This is a genomic window from Flavobacterium sp. GW823-FHT06G12 (assembly GCF_058794775.1).
Genome location: NZ_JBXAHE010000002.1, coordinates 853211 through 877887 on the forward strand (window position 1 = coordinate 853211; position 24677 = coordinate 877887).

At 32.8% G+C, this 24677-nt stretch carries 17 protein-coding genes; 8 read left to right on the top strand and 9 right to left on the bottom strand.

The annotated features are described in order from the left end of the window. Positions 1-22: 22 nt before the first annotated feature. The 3 genes from AC1Q5Z_RS10595 to AC1Q5Z_RS10605 form a co-directional block, all read right to left on the bottom strand. Entirely contained in the window at positions 23-2515 is a 2493-nt protein-coding gene (locus tag AC1Q5Z_RS10595; protein ID WP_343588644.1) for a TonB-dependent siderophore receptor, read from the bottom strand. Positions 2516-2733: 218 nt separating this feature from the next. After that, the gene (gene odhB / locus AC1Q5Z_RS10600; RefSeq protein ID WP_343588643.1) at positions 2734-3972 is read right to left on the bottom strand and encodes a 2-oxoglutarate dehydrogenase complex dihydrolipoyllysine-residue succinyltransferase; all 1239 of its coding nucleotides are present in this window, start codon (positions 3970-3972) and stop codon (positions 2734-2736) included. A gap of 86 nt (positions 3973-4058) precedes the next feature. Beyond that, positions 4059-6833, bottom strand: a complete 2775-nt coding sequence (locus AC1Q5Z_RS10605; RefSeq protein WP_198854869.1) for a 2-oxoglutarate dehydrogenase E1 component — start codon at positions 6831-6833, stop codon at positions 4059-4061. Positions 6834-6949: 116 nt separating this feature from the next. Here AC1Q5Z_RS10605 and AC1Q5Z_RS10610 point away from each other — a divergent pair, with 116 nt between their 5' ends. After that, positions 6950-7501 (top strand): hypothetical protein, encoded by a 552-nt coding sequence (locus AC1Q5Z_RS10610; protein ID WP_198854868.1) that lies wholly within the window; start codon positions 6950-6952, stop codon positions 7499-7501. Between the two features lie 24 nt (positions 7502-7525). Here the strand turns inward: AC1Q5Z_RS10610 and AC1Q5Z_RS10615 are convergent, their stop codons facing one another. From AC1Q5Z_RS10615 to AC1Q5Z_RS10630, 4 genes are all read right to left on the bottom strand, one after another. Then, entirely contained in the window at positions 7526-8650 is a 1125-nt protein-coding gene (locus AC1Q5Z_RS10615) for a SprB repeat-containing protein (RefSeq protein WP_492444712.1), read from the bottom strand. Between the two features lie 74 nt (positions 8651-8724). Further along, entirely contained in the window at positions 8725-9078 is a 354-nt protein-coding gene (locus AC1Q5Z_RS10620) for a hypothetical protein (RefSeq protein ID WP_091490550.1), read from the bottom strand. Between the two features lie 66 nt (positions 9079-9144). Continuing rightward, positions 9145-10119: a polyprenyl synthetase family protein gene (locus AC1Q5Z_RS10625; RefSeq protein WP_278019833.1), complete on the bottom strand. Its 975-nt coding sequence runs from the start codon at positions 10117-10119 to the stop codon at positions 9145-9147. 144 nt (positions 10120-10263) lie between these two features. Continuing rightward, complete coding sequence (locus AC1Q5Z_RS10630) at positions 10264-11778, bottom strand: matrixin family metalloprotease (protein WP_492444715.1); 1515 nt, start codon at positions 11776-11778, stop codon at positions 10264-10266. A gap of 320 nt (positions 11779-12098) precedes the next feature. Here AC1Q5Z_RS10630 and AC1Q5Z_RS10635 point away from each other — a divergent pair, with 320 nt between their 5' ends. The 6 genes from AC1Q5Z_RS10635 to AC1Q5Z_RS10660 all read left to right on the top strand — a co-directional run bounded on the left by AC1Q5Z_RS10635 (position 12099) and on the right by AC1Q5Z_RS10660 (position 20338). Continuing rightward, positions 12099-12620, top strand: a complete 522-nt coding sequence (locus tag AC1Q5Z_RS10635) for a YceI family protein (RefSeq protein WP_492444717.1) — start codon at positions 12099-12101, stop codon at positions 12618-12620. Between the two features lie 108 nt (positions 12621-12728). Next, a complete protein-coding gene (locus AC1Q5Z_RS10640; RefSeq protein WP_492444719.1) occupies positions 12729-13328 on the top strand; it encodes a TetR/AcrR family transcriptional regulator in 600 nt (199 codons plus the stop codon). 93 nt (positions 13329-13421) lie between these two features. Further along, positions 13422-14756 (top strand): TolC family protein, encoded by a 1335-nt coding sequence (locus AC1Q5Z_RS10645; RefSeq protein ID WP_198854862.1) that lies wholly within the window; start codon positions 13422-13424, stop codon positions 14754-14756. 12 nt (positions 14757-14768) lie between these two features. Further along, positions 14769-15836 (top strand): efflux RND transporter periplasmic adaptor subunit, encoded by a 1068-nt coding sequence (locus tag AC1Q5Z_RS10650; RefSeq protein ID WP_286971416.1) that lies wholly within the window; start codon positions 14769-14771, stop codon positions 15834-15836. Positions 15837-15928: 92 nt separating this feature from the next. Beyond that, entirely contained in the window at positions 15929-19105 is a 3177-nt protein-coding gene (locus tag AC1Q5Z_RS10655) for an efflux RND transporter permease subunit (RefSeq protein WP_198854860.1), read from the top strand. Positions 19106-19381: 276 nt separating this feature from the next. Further along, positions 19382-20338 carry a Wzz/FepE/Etk N-terminal domain-containing protein gene (locus tag AC1Q5Z_RS10660; protein ID WP_343589548.1) on the top strand — a complete coding sequence of 319 codons (957 nt, stop codon included), beginning with the start codon at positions 19382-19384 and terminating at the stop codon, positions 20336-20338. A gap of 4 nt (positions 20339-20342) precedes the next feature. On the opposite strand, the gene AC1Q5Z_RS10665 is transcribed toward AC1Q5Z_RS10660, so the two are convergent. Both AC1Q5Z_RS10665 and AC1Q5Z_RS10670 read right to left on the bottom strand, forming a co-directional pair. Further along, entirely contained in the window at positions 20343-21014 is a 672-nt protein-coding gene (locus AC1Q5Z_RS10665) for a transmembrane-type terpene cyclase (RefSeq protein ID WP_492444722.1), read from the bottom strand. A gap of 981 nt (positions 21015-21995) precedes the next feature. Then, on the bottom strand, positions 21996-22967 hold the full coding sequence (locus tag AC1Q5Z_RS10670) for a glycosyltransferase family 2 protein (protein ID WP_343589552.1): 972 nt from the start codon (positions 22965-22967) through the stop codon (positions 21996-21998). 406 nt (positions 22968-23373) lie between these two features. Here AC1Q5Z_RS10670 and AC1Q5Z_RS10675 point away from each other — a divergent pair, with 406 nt between their 5' ends. After that, positions 23374-24672, top strand: coding sequence for a TCR/Tet family MFS transporter (locus AC1Q5Z_RS10675; protein WP_492444725.1), 1299 nt, complete (start codon positions 23374-23376; stop codon positions 24670-24672). Positions 24673-24677 lie beyond the last annotated feature (5 nt).

The following is a 24677-nucleotide window of genomic DNA, read 5'->3' on the forward strand; positions in this document are numbered from 1 at the left end:
AAGGTGTTTTCATTATTTTTTATTAGAATCTGTACGCGAAGTTAGCAGATACGCTTCTCATGTTTTTTGGGTGAATTGTTGACCAACCATCGTAAGTATCAACATTAGCAATATTGTCTAATTTTAATGTCAATGTAAATTTCTCTGTTCCGTAGAAAATAGAAGAATTTAAAACAGTGTAAGAAGGAATTGTAAACTGACCTACAACATTTCTGTTCATAATTAGGTTTTTGTCAGCATAGTTTCCACCAAAACCTAAACCAAATCCTTGTAAATCTCCTTGAGGGAATTTGTAGCTTGCCCAAAAGTTTGCTGTGTTTCTTGGTCCTGAACTCTCAGGTCTGTTTCCTACGAACGAAGGATCTCCAGCATTTAATACAGCATCTACATAACTGTAACCAGCAACAATGTTTAAACCAGCAACTGGATTTGCAACGATTTCTGCTTCAAAACCTTTGTTTCTTTGTTCTCCATCTTGGAAAGAAGTTTGAGTTGGCACTCCGCCTGTAGAACCATAAACAGTATAAACCTGATCTGTTACTTTGATATCATAATAGCTAAATGTTGCGTAAACTTTATCTTTAAGAACATTCAATTTAGTTCCGATTTCAAATTGATTAGCGTGTTCTGGTTTGAAAGTTCTTGGAATAACTGCACCATTTAAACCAGTATCAGTTGTTGGAGCTGTATTAGTAAAACCATCCATATAGTTGGCAAAAATCGAAACTTTGTCAATAATTGGCTGATAAACTAAACCAAATTTTGGTGAAAAAGAAGTCTGGTTAAAATCATCAGCATTTGTAGTAACATCACCAGCAGTCATAAAACGATCTACACGTAAACTTGCCATTGCAGATAATGCAGGAGTAATATTGATTACATCTGATGCATAAGCACTAATAACCTCTTGTTTTGTTTTGTTACTGTTTGCGCCAGCTTCTGCTAAAAGTTTATCAGAACCAGCTTTTGTTAGGATACCACTGTCACCATTTGTAATATATTTTGCAGGATCTGTTATGCCAAATACGTATTGGTTTACAGTTGCTACATCTAAGTTTCCGATATAAACTCTTCCATTTGATACATATCCAGAACCATTATCAACTTGCCCTCTATTAAAGTAATCAAAACCAACAACAATTCTGTTTCTTAAGTTTCCAAGTTTAAAATCACCAATAAAGTTTTGCTGAATATCTGTTGTTAAAGTTGTTGTATCTTGGTAATTCATTGAACGTCCTAAAACAATTCCTTGATTTACTTCTGCAGGAAAATATTGTGTGCCTTCATAAAGATAAGTGTAATACCCTTCAGATTTAGATGATCCTCTTGATAGAACTGTTTGAGAAGTCCATTGATCAGAGATTTTGTAATTCATTTGTCCTTGAAGAGAGTAAGAAGGAGTTTCAATTGCAAGTTCGTTACTTGTATAAGAACGTTTGTTATCATAACCTAATTCATCCATATTATGAACTCTCAGAGGTGCTCCTCTATCTAAAAATAGCATAGTCGGATTCGTCTGTTTGTTGTTCATGAATTCAGTATTAATAAAAAACGAAAGTCTGTCGCTCGCTTGGTAAGATAAAGATGGAGCAAAGAAAAATGATTTTCTAAATCCAGCATCTTGAAAGCTGTTTTCTGTATGATATGCAGTATTAACTCTGAAATTAATTTTGTGTTCATCATCTACAGGAGTATTAATGTCTGCAGTTACACGGTTTAATCCGTAACTTCCTGCTGTATAGCTTACTTCTCCTCCAAAGTGATCATAAGGTTTTTTAGTAGTCAAGTTGATTAAACCTCCATAAGAAATTAAACTACTTCCGAATAAAGTTCCAGAAGGCCCTTTAATAACTTCAATTTTGTCAATATTTGCAGGATCGATACTTCCGTTATTCAAAGCAGGTAAACCATTTGTCATTGTTGGCTGCACAGCAAATCCTCTTAGAGAGAAATATCCTGCACCGTCGCCACCACGTCCAGTAGAAGCCCAAAGCGGAGATAATCCTGGTGCATTTTTAAGAGCGTCATCTATATTTGTAACAACTTGCTCTTTTAAAAGTTCACCAGTAATTGTAGTATAAACTTGAGGGTTTTCAAGATTTTTAAGAGGTAATCTTGATACTTGTGTTGTTTCTTTACGAGCCAACGGGTTTTTTCTGTTTGAGCTTAAAACAACTTCATTTAATTCTTGAGAGTTTTCACTAATTCTAAAATCCTCAATAATTGAGTCGCCACCATTAAGGTTAACGCTTTTTTCTTTAGAAGAATAACCAATTCCAGAAACTTTGATTACATAGTTGCCTGGTTTAATATTTTTAATTTCATAGAAACCGTTCGCGTCTGTGCTAGTTCCTATTTTTGTTCCTTTCAATATTACAGATACGTTGTCTGCTGCTTGATTATTTGTTAAGCTAATTTGGCCTTTAATAGTTGCTTTTTCTTGAGCCAAAGCTGATACGCTGGTCATTAAAGCAAAACAAAAACTCAAAAAAGAAACTGTAAATTTTAATTTCATTTTTATTTAGAATTAATTTTGATAGTGCAAATTTAATTGTTGGATAGCAACTAAACAAGTTATTCTTATTTATTCTAAATTAAATATTTTTTAAAGGGTAAAATTTACATTTTTTCAAAAAATTAACAACTTAAGCTAAAATTAAGCTAATCTTAAGCAAAAAAACCTGCTCAAATTAATGAACAGGTTTTTATTATTGTCAAAAATTACTTTAAAAATTACAACTCTAAAGCACGTTTAGCGTCGCCATTCATCAATAATTCTACTGGGTTTTCTAAAGCCTCTTTTACAGCAACTAAGAAACCAACAGACTCACGTCCGTCAATGATTCTATGATCGTAAGAAAGAGCAACATACATCATTGGATGAATTTCAACTTTTCCGTTTACAGCAATCGGACGCTCGATGATGTTGTGCATTCCTAAGATTCCTGATTGAGGAGGGTTAATGATTGGAGTAGATAACATGCTTCCGAAAACACCACCATTTGTAATTGTGAAAGTTCCTCCAGTCATATCGTCAACTGTAATTTGACCATCACGAGCTCTTAAAGCTAATCTTTTGATTTCAGCTTCAATTCCACGGAAAGTTAAAAGTTCAGCATTACGAACAACAGGAACCATTAATCCTTTTGGTCCAGAAACTGCGATTGAGATGTCAGCAAAATCATAAGCAATTTTGTAATCACCATCCATCATAGAGTTAACATCTGGATATAATTCTAAAGCTCTTGTAACTGCTTTTGTAAAGAATGACATGAAGCCTAAACCTAAACCACCATGTTTAGCTTTGAAAGCATCTTTGTATTCATTACGAATTTGGTTGATTGGTGTCATGTTTACTTCGTTGAAAGTAGTAAGCATAGCAGTTTCATTTTTAGCTGAAACTAGTCTTTCTGCTACTTTACGACGTAACATAGATAATTTTGTACGCTCAGTTCCACGGCTTCCTCCTGTTGGAGTTCCCATAGAAGGTACTGCATTTACAGCATCCTCTTTAGTAATTCTTCCGCCTTTACCAGTTCCTGAAACTGTAGCTGGAGCAATATTTTTTTCGTCTAATATTTTTCTTGCTGCTGGAGATGGAGTTCCTGCTGCATAGCTTGTCGCTGCTGGAGCTTGAGCTGGTGCTGCTTTTGGAGCTTCTGCTTTTACTTCAGTCTTTGGAGCCTCTGCTTTTGGCGCTTCAGCTGCTGGAGCTGTGCTTCCTGCTGGTTTAGCAGCATCTGTATCAATTAAACAAACTACAGCACCTACTGCAACTGTATCACCTTCTTCAGCTTTTAGTGTAATTACACCGCTCATTTCAGCAGGCAATTCAAGAGTAGCTTTATCTGAATCAACTTCAGCAATAGCCTGATCTTTTTCTACATAATCTCCGTCTTTTACTAACCAAGTTGCAATTTCAACTTCTTTTATTGATTCCCCTGGTGATGGGACTTTCATTTCTAAAATCATCTTGTTTTTGTTTAAAGTTTAGTCAGTTTAAAGTTTCAGGCTTTGTGTAACATGAAACTTTAAACTTGAAACAATTATTTTTTTAATTATCTAAATAAGTTTTTATCGAATACCATTCTAATAGCATCTGCATGACGGCGTTTTGCACGTGTGTAACTTCCAGATGCTGGAGCAGAATATGCTTTTAATGAGGCCAATCTCCATTTTACAAGATCAAAATTCATTAACATAAAGCTGTAAGCTCCCATGTTTTTAGGTTCTTCTTGCGCCCAAACATAATCATCAGCATTTGGATATTGTGCAATAATTTCTTTGATTTGATCTACAGGGAAAGGGAATAATTGTTCGATACGAACCACTGCAACATCATTTCTTCCGTTGTTTTCTCTTTCTGCTACAATATCATAGTAGAATTTACCTGTAACAAAAACTAAAGTTTTTACACCTTTTTTATCAACTGTGTTGTCATCAATTGTTTCTTGGAAACTTCCGCTTGCGATTTCTTCAACTGTAGATACACATCTTGGATCACGCAATAAACTTTTTGGAGAGAAAACTACCAAAGGTTTACGGAAATTCGTTTTCATCTGTCTTCTTAATAAGTGGAAGAAGTTAGCTGGCGTTGTACAATCTGCAACATACATGTTGTGTCTTGCGCAAAGTTGTAAATAACGCTCCATTCTTGCAGAAGAGTGTTCTGCACCTTGGCCTTCATATCCGTGAGGTAATAACATCACAATACCATTTTGGTTGTTCCATTTATCTTCGCCACAAGAAATGTATTGGTCAATCATAATTTGAGCTCCGTTAGAGAAATCTCCAAATTGTGCTTCCCAAATTGTTAATGCTTTTGGGTTTGCTAATGCATATCCATAATCAAAACCTAAAACACCATATTCTGATAAAAGCGAGTTGAATACGCCAAAGTTTCCTTTTTTGTTTTCAATAGCGTTTAATAAAATTACTTCTTCTTCAGAATCTTCTACTTTTACAACAGCGTGACGGTGAGAGAATGTACCACGCTCAACGTCTTGACCAGAAATACGAACATCAAATCCTTCTGTTAGAAGTGAACCGTAAGCCAATGCTTCTGCAGTTCCCCAATCTATAGTATTGTTATCGTAACCAGCTTTTCTGTCTGTAACAATTTTACTGATTTTGTTGATGAATTTTTTATCTGATGGTAAAGTTGAGATTGTATTGATTATAGAATCTAATCCTTCTTTAGCAAAAGTAGTATCCACTTTTTGAAGCATTTGCGTATCTGTTACCTGAACAAATCCGTCCCATTCATTTTTCATGAATGGAGTAATGATTGTTAAGTCTTTTTTACGAGAAGCTTCTAAGTTTTCTTCTAATCTAGCTTTATATTCTTTTTCTAAAGCATTAACATAAGATGCATCGATTACGCCGTCAGAAAGTAATTTATCTGCGTAGATGTCTCTTGGATTTTTATGCTTAGCAATGATTTTGTATAAAACAGGTTGTGTAAAACGAGGTTCGTCACCTTCGTTGTGTCCGTATTTTCTATAACCTAATAAGTCAATAAATACGTCACGTCCAAATTGCATTCTGTAATCTAATGCAAAAGACACAGCATGTACAACAGCTTCTGCATCATCAGCATTTACGTGTAATACTGGAGATAAAGTTACTTTAGCAACGTCTGTACAATAAGTAGAAGAACGAGCGTCTAAGTAGTTTGTTGTAAATCCGACTTGGTTGTTGATTACAATGTGGATTGTTCCTCCAGTTTTGTAACCATCAAGTTGAGCCATTTGAATGATTTCATATAAAATACCTTGACCTGCGATTGCAGCATCTCCGTGTACTGCGATTGGCAACACTTTAGAGAAATCATCAGCATAATATTTATCTTGTTTAGCTCTTGTAATACCTTCAATTACAGCTCCAACTGTTTCTAAGTGAGAAGGGTTTGGTGCTAAATTGATGTTGATGCTTTTTCCTGATCTTGTTTTTTTGTCGGCAGTAAGACCTAAGTGGTATTTTACGTCACCGTCAAAATATTCTTGATCGTAATCTTTTCCGTCAAACTCACCAAAGATATCTTGAGTCGATTTTCCGAAGATGTTTGCCAAAACGTTCAAACGACCACGGTGAGCCATTCCCATTACGAATTGTTCAACACCTTTTTCAGCAGCTTGCTCGATCAAAGCATCCAAAGCTGGTATGATAGATTCTCCACCTTCTAATGAGAAACGTTTTTGTCCAACATATTTAGTATGAAGGAAATTCTCAAAAGAAACAGCTTCGTTTAATTTATTTAAGATTGTTTTCTTTTCTTCTGTAGAGAAATTAGGCTGATTAACATTGACAGCCAATTTATCCTGAATCCATTTTACAACGCCAGGATTTCTAATATACATATATTCAATACCGATATGCTGGCAGTAAATAGCTTTAAGACGATTTACGATATCTTGTAAAGAAGATGGCGCCATGCCAATTGTTTGTGCAGCATCAAAAACAGTTGAAAGGTCTGCTGCAGATAATCCGAAGTTTTCAATATCCAAAGTTGGAGATGAAGTTCTACGGTCACGAACAGGATTTGTTTTTGTGAATAAATGCCCGCGCGTACGGTATCCGTCAATTAATTTTAGTACATTGAATTCTTTTTGCAGTTTTTCTGAAACCAAACTACAGTCTGCGTTATCGCTAGTCACGTACTCAACGATAGTTTGCACAGGGTTTTCGTCGTTATAAGTTGTTTGTCCAAAGTCAAAACCTTGAAAAAAACTTCTCCAGCTAGGCTCAACGCTGTCTGGGTTTACTAAATATTGATCGTATAATTGTGCAAAAAACTCGGTATGCGCTGCGTTTAAAAATGAAAACCTATCCATAATATGAGTGAATATACTTTTTGTTATATAGAAAGGCAAAAGTACAACAATCACATTTATTTAAATCTTTTTTTTACGTACTTTTACGTAAAAATTTGTTAAAATAAACGTTAACTATGAATAAAATTCAATTTTCAATCGATTGCAGATATTTTTTTGTGATTTTGGCCGTCTTATTTTCAAGTTATAGTATTGCACAACAAAAATATGTTATAGACAACAGTAATCATTTTTGGGATAAGGTTCAGTTTGGAGGAGGATTAGGTCTCGGATTTGGTTCAGGATATACTAATGTTTCTGTAATGCCAAGCGCTATTTACAATATCAACGAAATTGTAGCTGTAGGAGCAGGCCTTCAATTTGGTTATTTATATCAAAAAAATTATTACGAATCTTTCGTTTGGGGAGGTAGTCTTATTGGTCTAGTAAATCCTATTCCGGAAATCCAGTTATCCGCTGAATTGGAACAAGTAAGGGTTGATACCCAATATGAAGCCACCTACAATTTCCCATCGTATTCAGATAGTTACTGGAATACGGCTTTGTATCTTGGAGCAGGTTATAGAACAAAAAACGTAACAATTGGTGCTCGTTATGACGTTTTATATAATCCTAATAAAAGCCTTTACGGTTCTGGATTTATGCCTTTTGTGAGGGTATATTTTTAATCTAAGTTACTAAAATTCTATTTTCTAGATTTGCTGATAAATGTAAATGGTTACAAACTCGCCATCATCTACTTTTATCAAATAACCTTCTGCATCATAAAAATATTTGAACGATTGTGTTTTTTGCGTAATACCATTGTCAACTATAGATTGTTCAATAATATGTAGATAAGGATTTGGCAATGTCTGGCCTAATAAAGACGAAAAAGTAGTAGCGATTTTATAATAAGGTTCGTTATTATAGATACCAGCCTTTGTTTTGTCGTATTTTGTGAGAATAACTCTTCCATTGGCAACTTCGCCTAATGATTCAATAATTTCATATCGGGTTTCTTTAACTTCAGTATCAGTATATTCAAAAGGAGACGCATTTAATTTTCCTGTTCGTTTAGTGACTCTTTGCTCAGAATCATAGTTGTAGACAGTTAAATAATTATCAATTAAAACTTTAGTAATTAAACCATTTTCATATGTATATGGAGTACTGTTGTTTATGACATTTCCATTGCTGTCATATTCATAAGAAAATTCAATTCCAGAAGATCCCATTGATTCTGGACCTTTTTGAATTTCAATTTGAGTTAATTGTCCTGCATTATTATAAATATAATTTCTAACGTCTCCTTTAGGTGTATTTGTGTTAAGGGTATTTTCATTATCAGAATATAAATTATCAGTTAATGAGTAATCTGAAGTTTCGTCAATTTTATAATCGCTTTTTTTGTATTGAATTGATTGAACTAAATGTTTTGTAACTGCTTTCGTTTTTGAAGCTACAGTATTTTTATTGATGTTTTTAACAGCAGGTCTAAGTAAAGACGATTGTGGAAGCGTGGCTTTAGGCTGTAAAATTTTTGCCGTTACAGTTGTTGTTAGTCCTTTACTGTCTTTTATGGTAAAAGTATAATCTCCAGCAGCCAATTCTGTTTGTAATGGTGTAATGGTATAAGGTGGAGTTCCTCCAGCAGGAGTAATGGTTACTGAGCCTGTTTTTGCGCCATAAACGGCAACATCAACTTGTGTGAAAGTTGCAGTTAAAGGTTTTGTTTCTTCAGGAGTTGGTTTTTCTGGTGTGACAGGAGAATCTTCTGAAGAACAGGATATTATTAGAAAAAGAAAGAAAGATAAAATCAGCGTAATTTTTCTCATAGATTTAGGAAATTATCTGACAAATATTATTCTTTTTTTTAAATAAAAGAAATAATGCGTTTGAAAAAAGAACCTTATTTATAATAATTTCTAAACCAAACCTTCTGCCATTCTCTTTTTAAAATCAGAAAGGCAACTTGTTCAGCAAGAATAACTAAATCAGATCCGTCGAGCTGTTTGATTTCGTTTTCAGGAACGTCAATGATGTATAATAGATTTAAATATTCAGCAAATTTATACTGAATCATTCGATAGATTTTTTCGTGAAGCTGAATTTTTAATTCGTCAGGCGAAATGCTTAACGGAAAATCAATTCCTTCATTTGCCAAATTAAAATCCTTATTAATCTGTTCGATAAGATTCAAATATAAAGTCTCTGCTTGCGCTTGTGCTAACAAAGATTCTGTATTTACCGGTGCTACAAACATGATATTTTTGATTTTAGATTGATGATTGTAGATTTTTTACTGAATACTGACACTGAATGCTGAAAACTAGACTTTTCGTCCCATTAAATTTTCGCCAAAAGTTCTCAAAACATCTTTCTTTTCTGTATTTATATCCATTTTTTCTAAAGTTTCAAAAGCTTTAAAAGTGTACATTTCGATTGCTTCTTGAGTAGCTTTTGATGCTCCAGATTCATTAAAAATAGTCTTGGCAGTTTCTATTTTTTCTGAATTATCTTCTAATTGTAAAGTAAATAATTGTTCTAATTCTGAAGCTTTTTCTTTAGAAGAAAACTCCAAGGCTTTTAGATATAAATACGTTTTTTTATTCTCTATAATATCTCCGCCAACTTGTTTTCCAAAAGTTTCAGGATCTCCAAAAGCGTCCAAGTAATCATCTTGAAGTTGAAAAGCCAATCCTAAATTTAATCCGAAATCGTAAATTAAATCGGCTTCTTTTTCAGAAGTTTTAGCTACAATTGCACCCATTTTCATGGCAGCGGCAACCAAAACCGCAGTTTTATATTCAATCATTTTAAGATATTGAGAAATTGTAACGTCTTTACGCGTTTCAAAATCTACATCCCATTGTTGACCTTCGCAAACTTCAAGTGCTGTTTTGCTGAATAATTTTGCAAGATTTCTAAAAACTATTGGTTCGTATTGTTCAAAATATTGATACGCTAAAATTAGCATTGCATCTCCAGAAAGAATACCAGTGTTTAAATCCCATTTTTCATGAACTGTAACTTGACCTCTTCTTAAAGGCGCATCATCCATAATGTCATCATGAACTAACGAGAAGTTATGAAAAACTTCAACCGCCATTGCTGCGGGAAGTGCAATTAAATAATCAGTATCAAAAACCTCGGCTGCCATTAAAGTTAAAACCGGACGTATACGTTTTCCGCCAAGTCCTAAAATATATTCTATAGGTTCGTAAAGATTTTTAGGCTCTTTATGTATGTTTTGGCTTTCTAGATAATTGATGAAAAAATCTTGGTACTGACTTATATCGTGCATAATGAATTTCTGATTTCGTGCCCCAAAGATACAATTCAAATATGAATTATGAGATTGAAATGAAAATCTTAATCAAGATTCTTTTTGGGAGATAATCTTAAGAAAAAAAACACCTTCAGAATTTGAAGGCGTCTTTTCGGGATATTATTGAATGATAATTTGATGGCTTTCAATTTCGCCGTTAATGTCAACTTTTAAAATATAAATTCCTTTTTTGAATTTGCTTACATCGAGCGAAGCTGTATTGCTTAAAATAGAAATTTGTGTCAGCTCACTGCCATTTAAATCATATAGTTTACCAATAATTTTAGCATTAGCAATATTGTTTTTTGAATTACTAACGGAAATGTTTAAAATATTTGTAGCAGGATTTGGGTAAATAGTGACACGATCTTCAGATTGTATTGCAGACGTTTCTATTGCAGATGTTTCTGCAGTTGTTTTTGCCGCAAATGTACCATTGCAAGAACTTAAGGTTACCACTTGTCCGTAAATTGTGTACGGAACACCAGTGCAAGTTGTATTGGTAGTAACAGAGAAGCTAAAAACAGGATAAGTTCCAGATGGAATTTTGTTTAATGGGATTTTGAAAAGATATCTTTTAGAATTGATTTGAGTATAAGTAATTCCGGGATTGCTAATTCCAGTGGAGAAATTTCCAAATGTGTAATTATAACTTACTGTATTATCTGAATTAACAATGTCTATAGGAACATAATGGTATGTATTGTCGCAATACTCGGTATAATCAGTCGTAGCGGTTTTCTTTGTGCCAAAATAAAGAGGTTTTTCTCCTATATCTACAGTTCTTGTTATGGTTTGAACTCCGTTGATCGTTGCTGTTACTGTTCCTGTTTGGTAAGTATTTCCTACAGTGCTTTGTACATTTATTTGTGCGGTATTTGGTGTATTTGGAGGTAAAGTCATAGCAATTGTAAGATTCGGCGATGTGCTCCAAACTATAGAACTTCCAGCAGGAGGAGAAGGAGTCAGGCCAACAAAAGTTTGAGATGGCGAACCACAAACGGGATTACCTCCATATAAACTATAAATTTTAGGGTAAACTGCACTAATAGCTTGTATATCATCGGTTGACAATGTTCGTTGCGATCCATTATAATACGCATACATGATTGCTCCTGGTACATTGCTATGTTGTAATCCTAATGAATGTCCTAATTCATGAATGGCGACTGTAACTAAATCTATAGGCTGCGAAGATGTGTATTGTACGCTTGTTGTCCAAGTTTCAGAGTCGTCAGAATGTAAGTCGCCAGCATATGCTCCGTTTGGTGGAGGGAAAAAAGCATGCGCTAAAACACCATTTACTGCATCAAAAGGAGCTCCATCTCCATGATCTCCAACGGCCCATTTAATGACAATATCGGCGTTTGCTGCACTCGTAACCTCTGTAAAAGTCAAACTTGTAACACTTGACCATACTTGCATTGCTTGGACTAAAGCAGTTTTTTCATCTGTTCCTGCAATATCATTTGTCCCATTTTCAAAAAAGTAGGTAAGATTGGTATGATCCCATTTTCTTCCGTCAAGGCTAAAACTTGGATTGTTGTCTATTGGGCCATTATCATACAAAATCTGCGCATTTATCTGGGAGATACCGAAAATGCAGAATAGAAGTAAAGTAATTTTTTTTCTCATAATGTAAAATTTTTAGGGTTAAATAGTTGCGCTAAAATTATATGTATTGCTGTAAGATTTGTAGTATTATTTTAACAAATAGCAGTATTAAATCTACATTGTCAGATAGTTATAGATAAACGACGATTTTTAACAGTTATGAATCGTTGTAAAAACACTGGATTTGATCTGATTAAAATTTTTTGTAAAAAACTTGGAAACTTTTTTGGTATTCAGAGTTTCCTGTCTATATTTGCAGCGTTAAAATGGAAACTCAGAACACTGTAAAAGTTTCCATTTAGAGTTTTAAAGATTTATAAACTCAATTAAATCAAGTATTTATGAAAACAAAATGGACTTTAGATTCTAGTCAGTCAGATGTTTTATTGAAAATGAGACGATCAAGAACTGCTTATTTGGGAGGAGATGCAAATAAATTTGATGGGTATGTGAATATTGAAGACAATGAGATTGAAGACGCTTCTGTCGAATTCTCATTAGATATCAATAACAAAAATGAAAGTTTCCAATCTATAGACGCTTATTTACAACTTCAAGATTTTTTTGAAGAAGATGAGCATCCCATTATAAGTTTTAAATCGACTTCATTTCAAAAAGTAAATCAGAATATTAATTTCTTCAAAGGAGATTTGACCATAAAAGACATTACAAGAGTAGTTGAATTGGATGCTGAATTTCTAGGAGAAAATATTTATAACGGAGAAAAGAAAGTAGCTTTTGAAATTAAAGGAAATATCAAACGTGAAGACTTTGGTTTAGATTTCAATTCTTTTAATCATTCTTCGGGAACTGCTTTGGGTAAAGAGATTAAACTTATTGCAAATTTAGAGTTTGCAAGATAAATCTTACTAAACCAATAAATTAATGTAAAATTATTACAAATATATCGGAAACTATTTTTTTGATTTTAGTTTCCAGAGTATATTTGTAAGGCAATTCGAGAATTTAAAATGAAAGAGAAGATTATAGCAAAAGCAAGCGAATTGTTTTTAAAGCTTGGTTTTAAGAGTGTTACAATGGACGACATTGCAGGCGAAATGTGTATTTCGAAAAAAACGATTTACAAATATTTCTTCAACAAAGAAGTTCTAATTGAAGAGAGCACATCGTTGGTTCATGGCCAAGTGCACGAAATCATGGATACTATTATTGCTAAAAATTACAATGCTATTCATGAGAATTTTGAGATTAGAGAAATGTTTCGTGATATGTTTAAAAACAATATTGACACTTCGCCAATCTATCAGTTAAAAAAACATTATCCAGAAATTTATCAGAACATTTTGTCTTTCGAAATTGATCAGTGTACACAATGTTTTAGAGATAATATTGAAAAAGGAATTCGTGAGGGACTTTATAGAAGTGACTTAAATGTAGAGGTTTATGTTAAGTTTTATTACACTCTGGTTTTTCATATAAACGAAAATACGGTTTCTGAAAGTGAAGCGCAAAGAATAGAGTTGGAAGCCTTAGAGTATCATACTCGTGCAATGGCGACTGAAAAAGGAGTAGAGGAATTAGAAAAGCAATTAAAAAAAATTAGAAATTAATTATTATCCAAATTGTCGTCATTTATTCTAGAGAGTTGTAAAAGATAAAATGACGATGCCATCTCAAATTTTTAAAATAAATATTAACTACTTATGAAAAGAATCTTTCTTATAGTTTTGTGTACAATAGGCTTATCTGCCGCCGCACAAACCACTACTTTAACTCTGAAAGACGCGGTCAATTATGCACTTCAAAATAAAGCTGATGCAAAAAAGGCAAAACTTCAGATTGAAAATAGTGAGTACCAAATTCAAGAAATACGTTCGAGAGCTTTACCACAAATTAGTGCAAACGGAAGTCTTACTTATAATCCAGTAATTCAAACAACAGTTATTGATGGAGCAGCTTTTGGTGCACCAGGAACTACTATTCAGGCAGCTTTTGGTCAAAAATGGACATCGACTGCTGGACTTTCTTTAACTCAAGCCATATTTGATCAATCTGTTTTTACAGGTTTAAGAGCAGCAAAAACTACACGTGAGTTTTATCAAATAAATGATCAGTTAACTGAAGAACAAGTTATTGAAAGAGTTGCAAATAACTACTATTCAGTTTATGTACAAAGAGAAAGACTTATTCTTTTAGACAGCAACTATGTAAATACTCAAAAAGTTCGTGATATTGTTCAAGGGCAGTTTAACAACGGTTTAGCTAAAAAAATTGACTTAGATCGTATTATCGTAAAAATGTCTAACATTGATACAGATCGCCAGCAGGTTAAAAATCAGATTGAGTTACAGGAAAATGCATTAAAGTTTTATATGGGTATGCCTATAGAAACTCAAATCGTTATGCCAAAAGAAGAATTTGAAGTTGTACCAGCTGCTTTAACACAAGAGCCAAATATTGAAAACAGAACAGAATATTTGCTTTTGAAAAAACAAGAAGAGCTTTTAGTATTCAATAAAAAAGCTGTTGAAGCGGGTTATTATCCTACACTTTCATTATCTGCAGGTTATAATTATATCGGGCAAGGACCAGAAATGCCTTGGTTTGCAAAACCAGAAAAAGGAGTTTATTGGTCAGATTTCTCAGCTATTGCTTTAAACTTACATGTGCCAATCTTTACTGGTTTTGGAACTCGTGCTAAAGTAAGGCAAGCAGATGTTCAAATTAGAGAACTACAAGAAGATATCAAAGACACTAAACTTTCTCTTGATTTAGATTATAGAAATGCAATGACGCAGATTAACAATAATCTTGTGACTATTGAAAATCAGAGAGAAAATATGCGTTTGGCAACTGAAATTCTAAGCAATACCAAAAACAATTATCTTCAAGGTTTAGCATCTTTAACCGATTTGCTAGACGCAGAAAATGCATCGCTTGAAGCTCAAAATAACTTTACAAGAGCGGTTTTAAATTATAAAATTGCCGAAATATCTCTAATCAAATCGAAAGGCGAACTAAAATCTCTTACTAAATAACAAATTATTACAATGAAGAAAATAATTATAACAATCGTAATCATAGTCGTGGCTTTTGTCGGGATTAACTACATTTTAAATAAAAATAAAGCAGAAAACGAAGCTAAAACTGCAATTGTAGCAGAAAAAAATGCAGCGGTTTCTGTAAAAGTAGCGACAGTAAAAACAGAAGATGTTAATTTAGGTTTTACTGCAAACGGAAACTTCGCACCAATTCAAGAATTGACTTTCTCTGCTGAAAAATCAGGAAAAGTAATTAGTGTTTTAGCAAAAGAAGGTGACTATGTAAGAGTAGGACAAACACTTTTAACAATGAGAGGCGATGTTATTAATGTAAGCGCTCAAGCAGCAGAAGCAGCATATCAAAACGCAAAATCTGATTATGCGAGATATGAAAATGCTTTTAAAACAGGTGGTGTTACAAAACAACAATTAGATCAAGCAAAATTAGCTTTAACTAATGCGCAATCTAATTATACTCAAGCTAAAATCAATGTTGGAGATACAAGAGTAAAAGCTCCAATTAACGGATATATCAATAAAAAATATATAGAGCCAGGTTCTATTTTAACTGGAATGCCTGCAACTGCTTTATTTGACATTGTAAATGTTTCTAAATTAAAATTAACAGTTACTGTAAATGAAGGACAAGTTGCTAGTTTAAAATTAGGAAACAGTGTAGACATTACTGCAAGTGTTTATCCTGATAAAACTTTTAGCGGAAAAATTACTTTCATCGCTGCAAAAGCAGATGCTTCTTTAAATTTCCCAGTTGAAATCGAAATTACAAACAACGCTAACAACGACTTAAAAGCGGGTATGTACGGAACTGCAAACTTTGGCGCTAAAAACCAAAAACAAAACTTGAAAGTTGTTCCTAGAAATGCTTTTGTTGGAAGTGTAAGCAGTAACGAAATATTTGTTGTAGAAAACGGTGTTGCTAAATTAAGAAAAGTAGTGGCTGGAAGAATTTTAGGAGATAAAGTTGAAATCATTAGTGGTTTAAATGACGGAGAAACTGTAATTGTTACTGGTCAAATCAACCTACAAGACGGAAATAAAGTAGAAATTATTAAATAATTTTAAGCCTTAAGCAGTAAGCCATAAAGCTTTAAGCATTTTAAAAATGCCTAAAGCCTATAGCGTATAGCCTACAGCAAAAAACAAAATATATGAAATTAGCCGAAATATCCATAAAACGTCCGTCGTTGGTAATTGTATTGTTTACAATTCTGACTCTTGGTGGATTGTTCAGTTACAGCCAATTAGGCTACGAGCTGATCCCAAAATTCGAAACTAACGTAATTACAGTTTCAACTGTATATCCTGGAGCTTCTCCGAGTGAGGTTGAAAATACAGTAACAAAGAAAATTGAAGATGCGATTGCATCTCTGGAAAATATCAAAAAAATTGATTCGAAATCTTATGAGAGTCTTTCGATTGTATCAATTACATTGACTTCAAATGCCAATGTTGATATTTCGATGAATGATGCACAGCGTAAAATTAATGCTATTTTAAGTGATCTTCCAGATGATGCAGATCCACCGTCATTGACTAAATTCTCTTTGAGTGATTTACCAATTATGACGCTTGGTGCGAATGGAAAAATGGACGAAGCAGCGTTTTACGATTTGATCGATAAAAAGATTGCTCCTGTTTTATCTCGTGTACAAGGGGTTGCTCAGGTAAATATTATTGGAGGTCAAGAGCGTGAGATTCAAGTAAACCTTGATGCAGTAAAAATGCAAGGTTACGGACTTTCAGTTCCACAAGTGCAACAGACTATTTTAACTTCGAATCTAGATTTCCCAACAGGAAACATCCAGACTCGTAACCAAAAGATCTTAATCCGTTTAGCAGGTAAATATAAAAACGTTGACGAATTAAGAAACTTAGTGGTTTCTTCTAAAGACGGAATTCAGGTTCGTTTAGGAGATATCGCCGACGTTCAGGATACACAAAAAATTGCAGAGAAAATTGCACGTGTAGATCAAAAAAGTGCAATTGTACTTCAAATTGTAAAACAATCAGATGCCAATGCTGTTGCGGTAAGTGAGCAATTGATTAAGACAATTAAAACACTAGAAAACGATTACAAATCGGCTCAATTGAAATTGGAGGTAGCAAAAGACAGTACAGTCTTTACTCTTGAAGCAGCAGATTCTGTTGTACACGATTTATTAATTGCGGTTATTCTTGTGGCTTTCGTAATGTTGTTCTTCTTGCACAGTATTCGAAACTCGTTAATCGTAATGGTATCTATTCCAGCATCTTTGATTGCTACCTTTATCGGAATCTATTTGTTAGGTTACACGCTTAACTTAATGTCTTTACTTGGTTTATCTCTTGTTGTAGGTATTCTTGTAGATGACGCGATTGTGGTACTAGAGAATATTTACCGACACATGGAGATGGGTAAAAGCCGAATTCGTGCGGCTTATGACGGAACTGCCGAAATTGGTGCAACCGTAACTTCGATTACTTTAGTAATTGTGGTAGTGTTCTTGCCAATTGCAATGAGTACCGGATTGGTATCAAACATTATTACGCAATTCTGTGTTACGGTAATTATTTCTACAATGTTCTCATTGTTGGCTTCATTTACAATTATTCCATGGTTATCTTCTCGTTTTGGAAAACTAGAGCATATTGAAGGTAAAAACCTTTTTGGAAGAATCATTTTAGGATTTGAAAGCTACTTAACTCGTTTTACTGACTGGGTTTCTAACCTACTAAACTGGTGTTTAGATCACTATATCAAAACAATGGTGGCTATCGTAGTAATGTTCTTTGGTACAATCTTCTGGTTAATGGGAGGCGGATATATTGGAGGAGAGTTCTTCGCATCATCTGATAGTGGTGAGTTCTTAGTACAAATCGAGATGCCAAAAGATGCTTCGTTAGAGCAAACTAACTTTATGACGCAAAAAGCAGAAGCTTTCTTAAAAGGAGAGAAATATGTTTTCAGCCAGATTACAACAGTTGGTCAAACCAGTGAAGGTTTAGGAGCTGCTCAGGCAACTGCATACAAAGCAGAGATTGACGTTAAAATGATCGATCAAAAAGATCGTACAGATGACGCTAACGTATACGCTGCAAAAGTAAAACGTAAACTAGAAAAAGTTTTAGTTGGTGCAAAAGTAAAAACGGTTCCAGTAGGTATCTTAGGTACTGCTGAAGATGCAACTTTAGGTTTGATTGTAACAGGTCCAAACGTAGAAAGTGCAATGAAATTTGCTAAAATGGCTGAAGCCGAATTACGTACTATTCCTGGAACAACTGAGATTAAATTAACAGTTGAAGACGGAAACCCTGAAATCAACGTTCAGGTTGATAGAGATAAGATGGCTGCATTAGGATTAACACTTCAAACAGTCGGTTTAACAATGCAAACTGCTTACAGTGGTAATACAGATGGTAAATTTAGAGCTGGTGAATACGAATATGACATCAACATCAAATACAACGAATTTGATAGAAAAAACATCACAGACGTTAGTAACTTAATTTTCATCAACAATGCAGGTCAGCAAATTAAATTAAACCAATTTGCTACAATTACTGAAGGTTCTGGGCCAAGTAAATTAGAGCGTAGAGATAAAACAGCTTCTGTAACCGTACAAGGTCAGAACGTTGGGGTTCCAGCAGGAACAATCGTTCAGCAATGGCAAGCAAAATTAGATAAATTGCAAAAACCTACAGGAGTTAATTACATCTGGGGTGGTGACCAAGAGAATCAATCAGAAGGATTTGGTACTTTAGGAATCGCATTATTAGCGGCTATTATTTTAGTTTACCTTGTAATGGTTGGATTATATGATAGTTTCGTTCACCCGTTTGTTGTATTGTTCGCTATTCCGCTTTCGTTCATTGGAGTTTTATTCGCCTTAGCATTAACAAACAACACCTTAAATATCTTTACGATCTTAGGGGTAATCATGTTGATTGGTCTTGTGTGTAAGAATGCGATCATGCTTGTCGATTATACGAATCAGCGTAGAGCAGCTGGAGAATCTATCAGAAATGCCTTGATTCAAGCAAACCACGCTCGTTTACGTCCGATCTTGATGACGACAATTGCGATGGTGTTTGGTATGTTCCCAATTGCATTAGCATCTGGAGCAGGAGCTGAGTGGAAAAACGGATTGGCATGGGTAATCATTGGAGGTTTGATTTCTTCATTATTCCTTACTTTGATCGTGGTACCAGTTATCTACGATATTATGGAGAAAATTATCCGTAAGTTCTCTAAAGGAGAAAAAATCGACTACGAAGCTGAAATGCATGCCGATTATGAAGCGGCAGAATTAAGCGAAGACGGTTTTAATCCGAAACATACACATTAATAGTTTTGATTTACGATAGAAATTCCAAAGTCCGAAATTGGAATTTCAAAATGAAAAATCCCAGATTCCTTCAAAATGGAATTTGGGATTTTTTTTAGTAATAGCAAGTTGTAGATTTAAAATGACTCTTAAATAAAATGAATTATAATTATTAGTAATTAAAATGATTTTTAATCATCTTTGGCCTGACTATTATTTATATATCTTTTAAATAAATTATATAGGAGTGAAAGACTTTTAGATTTTGGAATTTTCAATTAAAATTTAATAAAAAGAATGATACAAAAACATAAAGAAAATGATGAAACTTTGTCAATTTCTACAGCAGCACTATTCGTTGTATTGAAAAAAGAATATAAAATAATTTTGTTAGTTATTTTGTTTTTTCTAATTATTAGTATTTCATATATATTAACCATTCCTAAAGAATACATTTCTACTGGTAAAATCATGCCAGAGGTTTCTTATAAAGCTTCTAATGGTATGGGAGGATTGAATGAATTGTTAAAAAAATATAATGGCAATATTGATGTATATAATACTGAAATTACTAGTCCCGAGCTTTATGCTGAAATTATAAACACAAATGAATTTTGTGATTATATTCTTGCTAAAGAAATAAACACAAAAAGGAATGAAAAGATAAGTTTTAAAGCATATTATGATTTGAAACTTAAAAGTAAAACATCATTTTTCAACAGAGAAAAATCAAACTTCGAGGCTAATGATAAAATGACACATTATAATATAGCAAAGGATATTCAAACAAGAATTGCCGTTACAATTGCTAAAAGGAATAATTTAATTTCTGTTTCAGTAAAAATGGAAGATCCTGTTGTTGCAGCAGATATTGCTAATTTTACAATTGTTTACCTAATAGATTATATTACTAAATACCGTACAGAAAAAACTCGTCAAGAATTACGTTTTATTGAAAGTTTACAAAAAGATGTTTCAAATGATTCATCAAAAAATATGCAATTAAAAGCCGAAATACAGAGCAGTTTATCGGCATCAGTAATACAAATGAAAATAAAAATACAAGAAGATACACCTACAATACAAGTCTTAGAAAAACCACAAATTCCTGTTTTTAGTAGTGAACCACCAACACTTAGAGTTTTTGCTGAATTCATCTTTTTGGGTTTATTAACAGGAGTGATTATTGTACTTCTAAAAAACTATAATTACAAAACAATATTGAATTCTAGCTCCCCTACTTATAAAGAGTAAAATACTAGAACGTTTTCCATGGATTGAGACCTTTTTTTACAAGCTGTCTATAAAGTAATCTGTTATGATATATAGCAATAATAATACTGAGTACATTAAGTAAAATTAGGAGAGGACTGACGCAATTAATAAAAAGTGGATCAGATAATATTTGTATAATATAGGAAAAGGTACCTATTAATATTAAAAATGAAATCAAAAAAGATTGCCCCTCTATATTTTTTCTTTGAAAAAACATTATTGTCATACATGTTGGAATAAATAAGACCCAGATAAAACCTAAAATGACACTAATTTGTTCGTTGGGTATAGTAGTTAGATTTTGAGAAAAAAATTGGTGTGTAAAAAAAGTTATTAAGAAACCAGCAATAAAAGTAAATATACTAATGAGATACCATTGTCTTTTTTTAATGAAATAAAATTTATTAAAATATGGGTATCCATATTTAAAATATGTATAAACAATTCCCAGATCTAATAAAAACCACGGTATGTTAAAGAGTATATTAACAGGATGACAAAAAGAATAAATAAATTCATAACTAAAATTAAGAACAAGAGGAATAAGAGGCATTCCATATGTTTTATCTTTCAATCCTTTATAAACAATAAGGACATAAGCAAAAATCCAAGCCCCCCCTCCAATTAGGCCCAATAATATAAAAAGATACTTCATTTTAAGTCTTTTTTAAAAAAAATATTAGATTAAACAAAGTAGGAATATTGAAGATTAGAATAGATAAAACTAATAATAAAATATTTTCACGATTTTTTAGGCAGAGTAATAATAAAATTGAAAGAGGAAGAATTGTTATATAAAAATCGAAAAACAAACTTCTTGATTTATGATTAAAATATGGTTTAAAAAAATAATACTTTACATTAAACATCATTCTAAGTATTATAAGTGAGGAAGCATATAAAATCAATGGTAAGATTAAAATCCGTAAGTCAATACACAAATTAAAGATGAGAAAAGATGCAATTTCTATGATTAGAATAAAGAATTTGAAACCATTTTTTACAGATCTAGGAGAACTAGTCACAAAAGTAGAAACGCCAGCTTTCATGTCATTTTCATAATCATAATATTGGTGGATTATTAGAGAGCGCATCCCAAATGAAAACAGCATCCATAAACTACCACTAAGTATGTAAGTAAGATTATTATTGATGTAACCATTAAGAAGAAATGTAAAAATAAAAAGGGAAGGAAAGAATTGAGATCCCAAGCCGTCTAAGATTATGCCAAAGTAGGTTTTCTCTTTTAATCTAAATTTTTTGCTAGAATAAAGATAAAAACAAATCCAGCCTAGCCAGTAAAATAGTAAAGCATACATATTGTCCAATAAAAGAAAAGAGTAAAAAAGGCCTAATGAAAAAATACTCCCTAAAGTTATTAATTGAGACGTTTTATTGAGGTTTGTCATAAGATTCTCCTTGCCAGCAATGACATCATCCCCCTGATCGTAATAATTATTAATTAAACTAGCAAAAACGGCACCAATTATCAGTCCTGATAAAAGAAATAAAATAGGGTAGATTTCATATCTAATATCCTTAATGTTGGTCTTTACAAAATAAGAATAAATTAAGATCAAAAAAGGAGGCAACTTAAACCACCATGTGCCAATTCGAATAAACTTTAAAAAATTCATTAATTCTTAGCAAAAATAAATTGATAATTTTTTCTAGATATTTCTTTTTGAACCCCACTTTTAAAAGCTGTAAGGAATAAAGTAGGTTTTTTAATAATATAAATGAACAGTTGCCAAATTTCTCTACCAATATCTCCTTTTAATACTGATAAATAGATTACCAGAATTTTATTTTGAATAATTTTCAGATCAATCATTTCTTGCTCTTTTTTGTCCATATAGGAGCTAAATTTGTTCAGAATTAAGTTTAGATCTTGGATGTGAAGTTTTCTAAATTCAATTCCTTTTCTGCCATCACTGATATTAGTAGTATCTCTACTTTTTTTCCAGAAAACTTCTTTCGTAAAACCAACCTGACAATTTAAATTTTTAAAAATCATTTCCAGTTGCAAAAACCAATCATCACCAATGTTTACTTGAGAATTCCAACCAAATGGAATTGAAGATTTTTTTACAATTAAGCTAGAACTAGGAGCCATAGAATCAATCAACAAAAGTTTTCTAAATTCAGCATAGTCAAAAATATAACAACCTTTTTTTGAAATATTACTATTTTTTGAAAGATTAGGAAAAATATTCTCATGGTAAATATCTGATATACAAAGCTCCCAATTTGAAAAGAAAAGGTCCAACTTATGCTCCAATACATATGCAACACTTTTTTCAAGATAGGTATCATGCCAAATATCATCTGAATCAAGTGGTGCAATAATTTCTCCCTTAGCATACTTTAACCCTATGTTTCTAGTATCTGCTTGTCCTGTATGTGTTTTTTGAATATAAACTATTTTATTTCCAAAAGTAGAGACTAGCTGTCCGGTATTGTCTGTTGAGCCATCATCAACAATAATAATTTCAGTATTCTTATAAGTTTGATTTATGGCTGCTTCGACTGTAGCACGTAAACAATAAGAACGATTGTAAGTGGGAATAATAATCGAAACAAGAGGATAATCATTAATATTATTCAATGTTGTAGTTTTGGTTTTAGAATTTATTTGTTTTTTTGGAACGCAAATCTAATCAATTATTTAGATATCCAACTTAAATTGTATTCCATCAAAAATCTTAAAAGAATATTTTTTATAATTTATAATACATACCTTACTTCTTTACCATTTGTATTGTTTCAACTTGACTTTTTAATTTATTCCAAAGTCCGAAATTGGAATTTCACAATAAAAATCCCAAGTTCCTTTAAATTGGGATTTGGGATTTTTTTATTGATTCTTTAAAATTATTTCACGCAGATTTTAGCAGATCAGATTATAAATCCGTGTTTATCTGCTTAAGTCTTTTTTAAATCTGCGTGAAAAAAATATAAGTTTTAATAATTCAATACTACGTTCTTCAAATTGGAATTTGGGATTTTTTTTAATGTTAATTGAAAAATCTGTTTATTTGCATCACCTTACAAAAACAACTATGCTACAAAAAGACAAGTCAGCAGCAATTGGTTTTATTTTTATAACCATGTTAATAGACATTACAGGATGGGGAATTATTATTCCTGTAATACCAAAATTAATAGAAGAATTAATTCACGGAGATATTAGTGAAGCCGCAAAAATTGGAGGCTGGTTAACTTTCGCATATGCGATAACTCAATTTGTATTTGCTCCAGTGATTGGAAATTTAAGTGATAAATTCGGAAGAAGGCCAATCATTTTAATTTCCCTTTTCGGATTCTCATTAGATTATCTTTTATTAGCATTTTCACCAACTATTATTTGGCTTTTTATCGGAAGAATTATTGCTGGAGTTACCGGTGCCAGTATTACAACCGCTTCAGCTTATATTGCCGATGTTAGTACTGCCGAAAACAGAGCTAAAAACTTTGGATTAGTAGGTGCAGCTTTCGGATTAGGTTTTATCATCGGACCAGTTATTGGTGGGCTTTTGGGACAATATGGATCTCGAGTGCCTTTTTATGCAGCGGCAGTTTTATGCATGCTAAATTTCCTTTACGGATTTTTCATTCTGCCGGAATCACTTAAAAAAGAAAACCGCAGACCTTTTGATTGGAAACGTGCCAACCCAATTGGAGCTATTTTAGGATTAAGAAAACATCCAACTTTAATTGGTTTAATTGTCGCAATATTTCTTCTGTATGTTGGTTCTCATGCTGTGCAAAGCAACTGGAGTTTCTTTACTATTTATCAATTCAATTGGGACGAAAGAATGATCGGAATTTCATTAGGGATAATTGGTTTATTGGTAGGAGTTGTACAAGGTGGATTGGTGCGTTATATTAATCCGAAAATAGGAAATGAGAAAAGCATTTACATTGGTTTAGCTTTGTATACCATCGGAATGCTATTGTTTGCTTTTGCAACAGAAAGCTGGATGATGTTTGTCTTTCTAATTCCGTATTGCCTTGGCGGAATCGCTGGGCCAGCGTTGCAATCTGTTGTAGCCAGTAAAGTTGCACCAAGCGAGCAAGGAGAAATTCAAGGAACTTTAACCAGTTTAATGAGCGCTTCTTCTATTATTGGTCCGCCAATGATGGCCAATACATTTTATTTCTTCACTCATGATTATGCGCCGTTTAAATTTGCAGGAGCACCTTTTATTTTAGGAGGAGTTTTAATGTTACTTAGTACAGTTGTAGCTTATTTTTCATTGAAAAAACATGCTGCTCCAAAAATAGAAATTGAGAATCAAGAAATAATATAAAATAA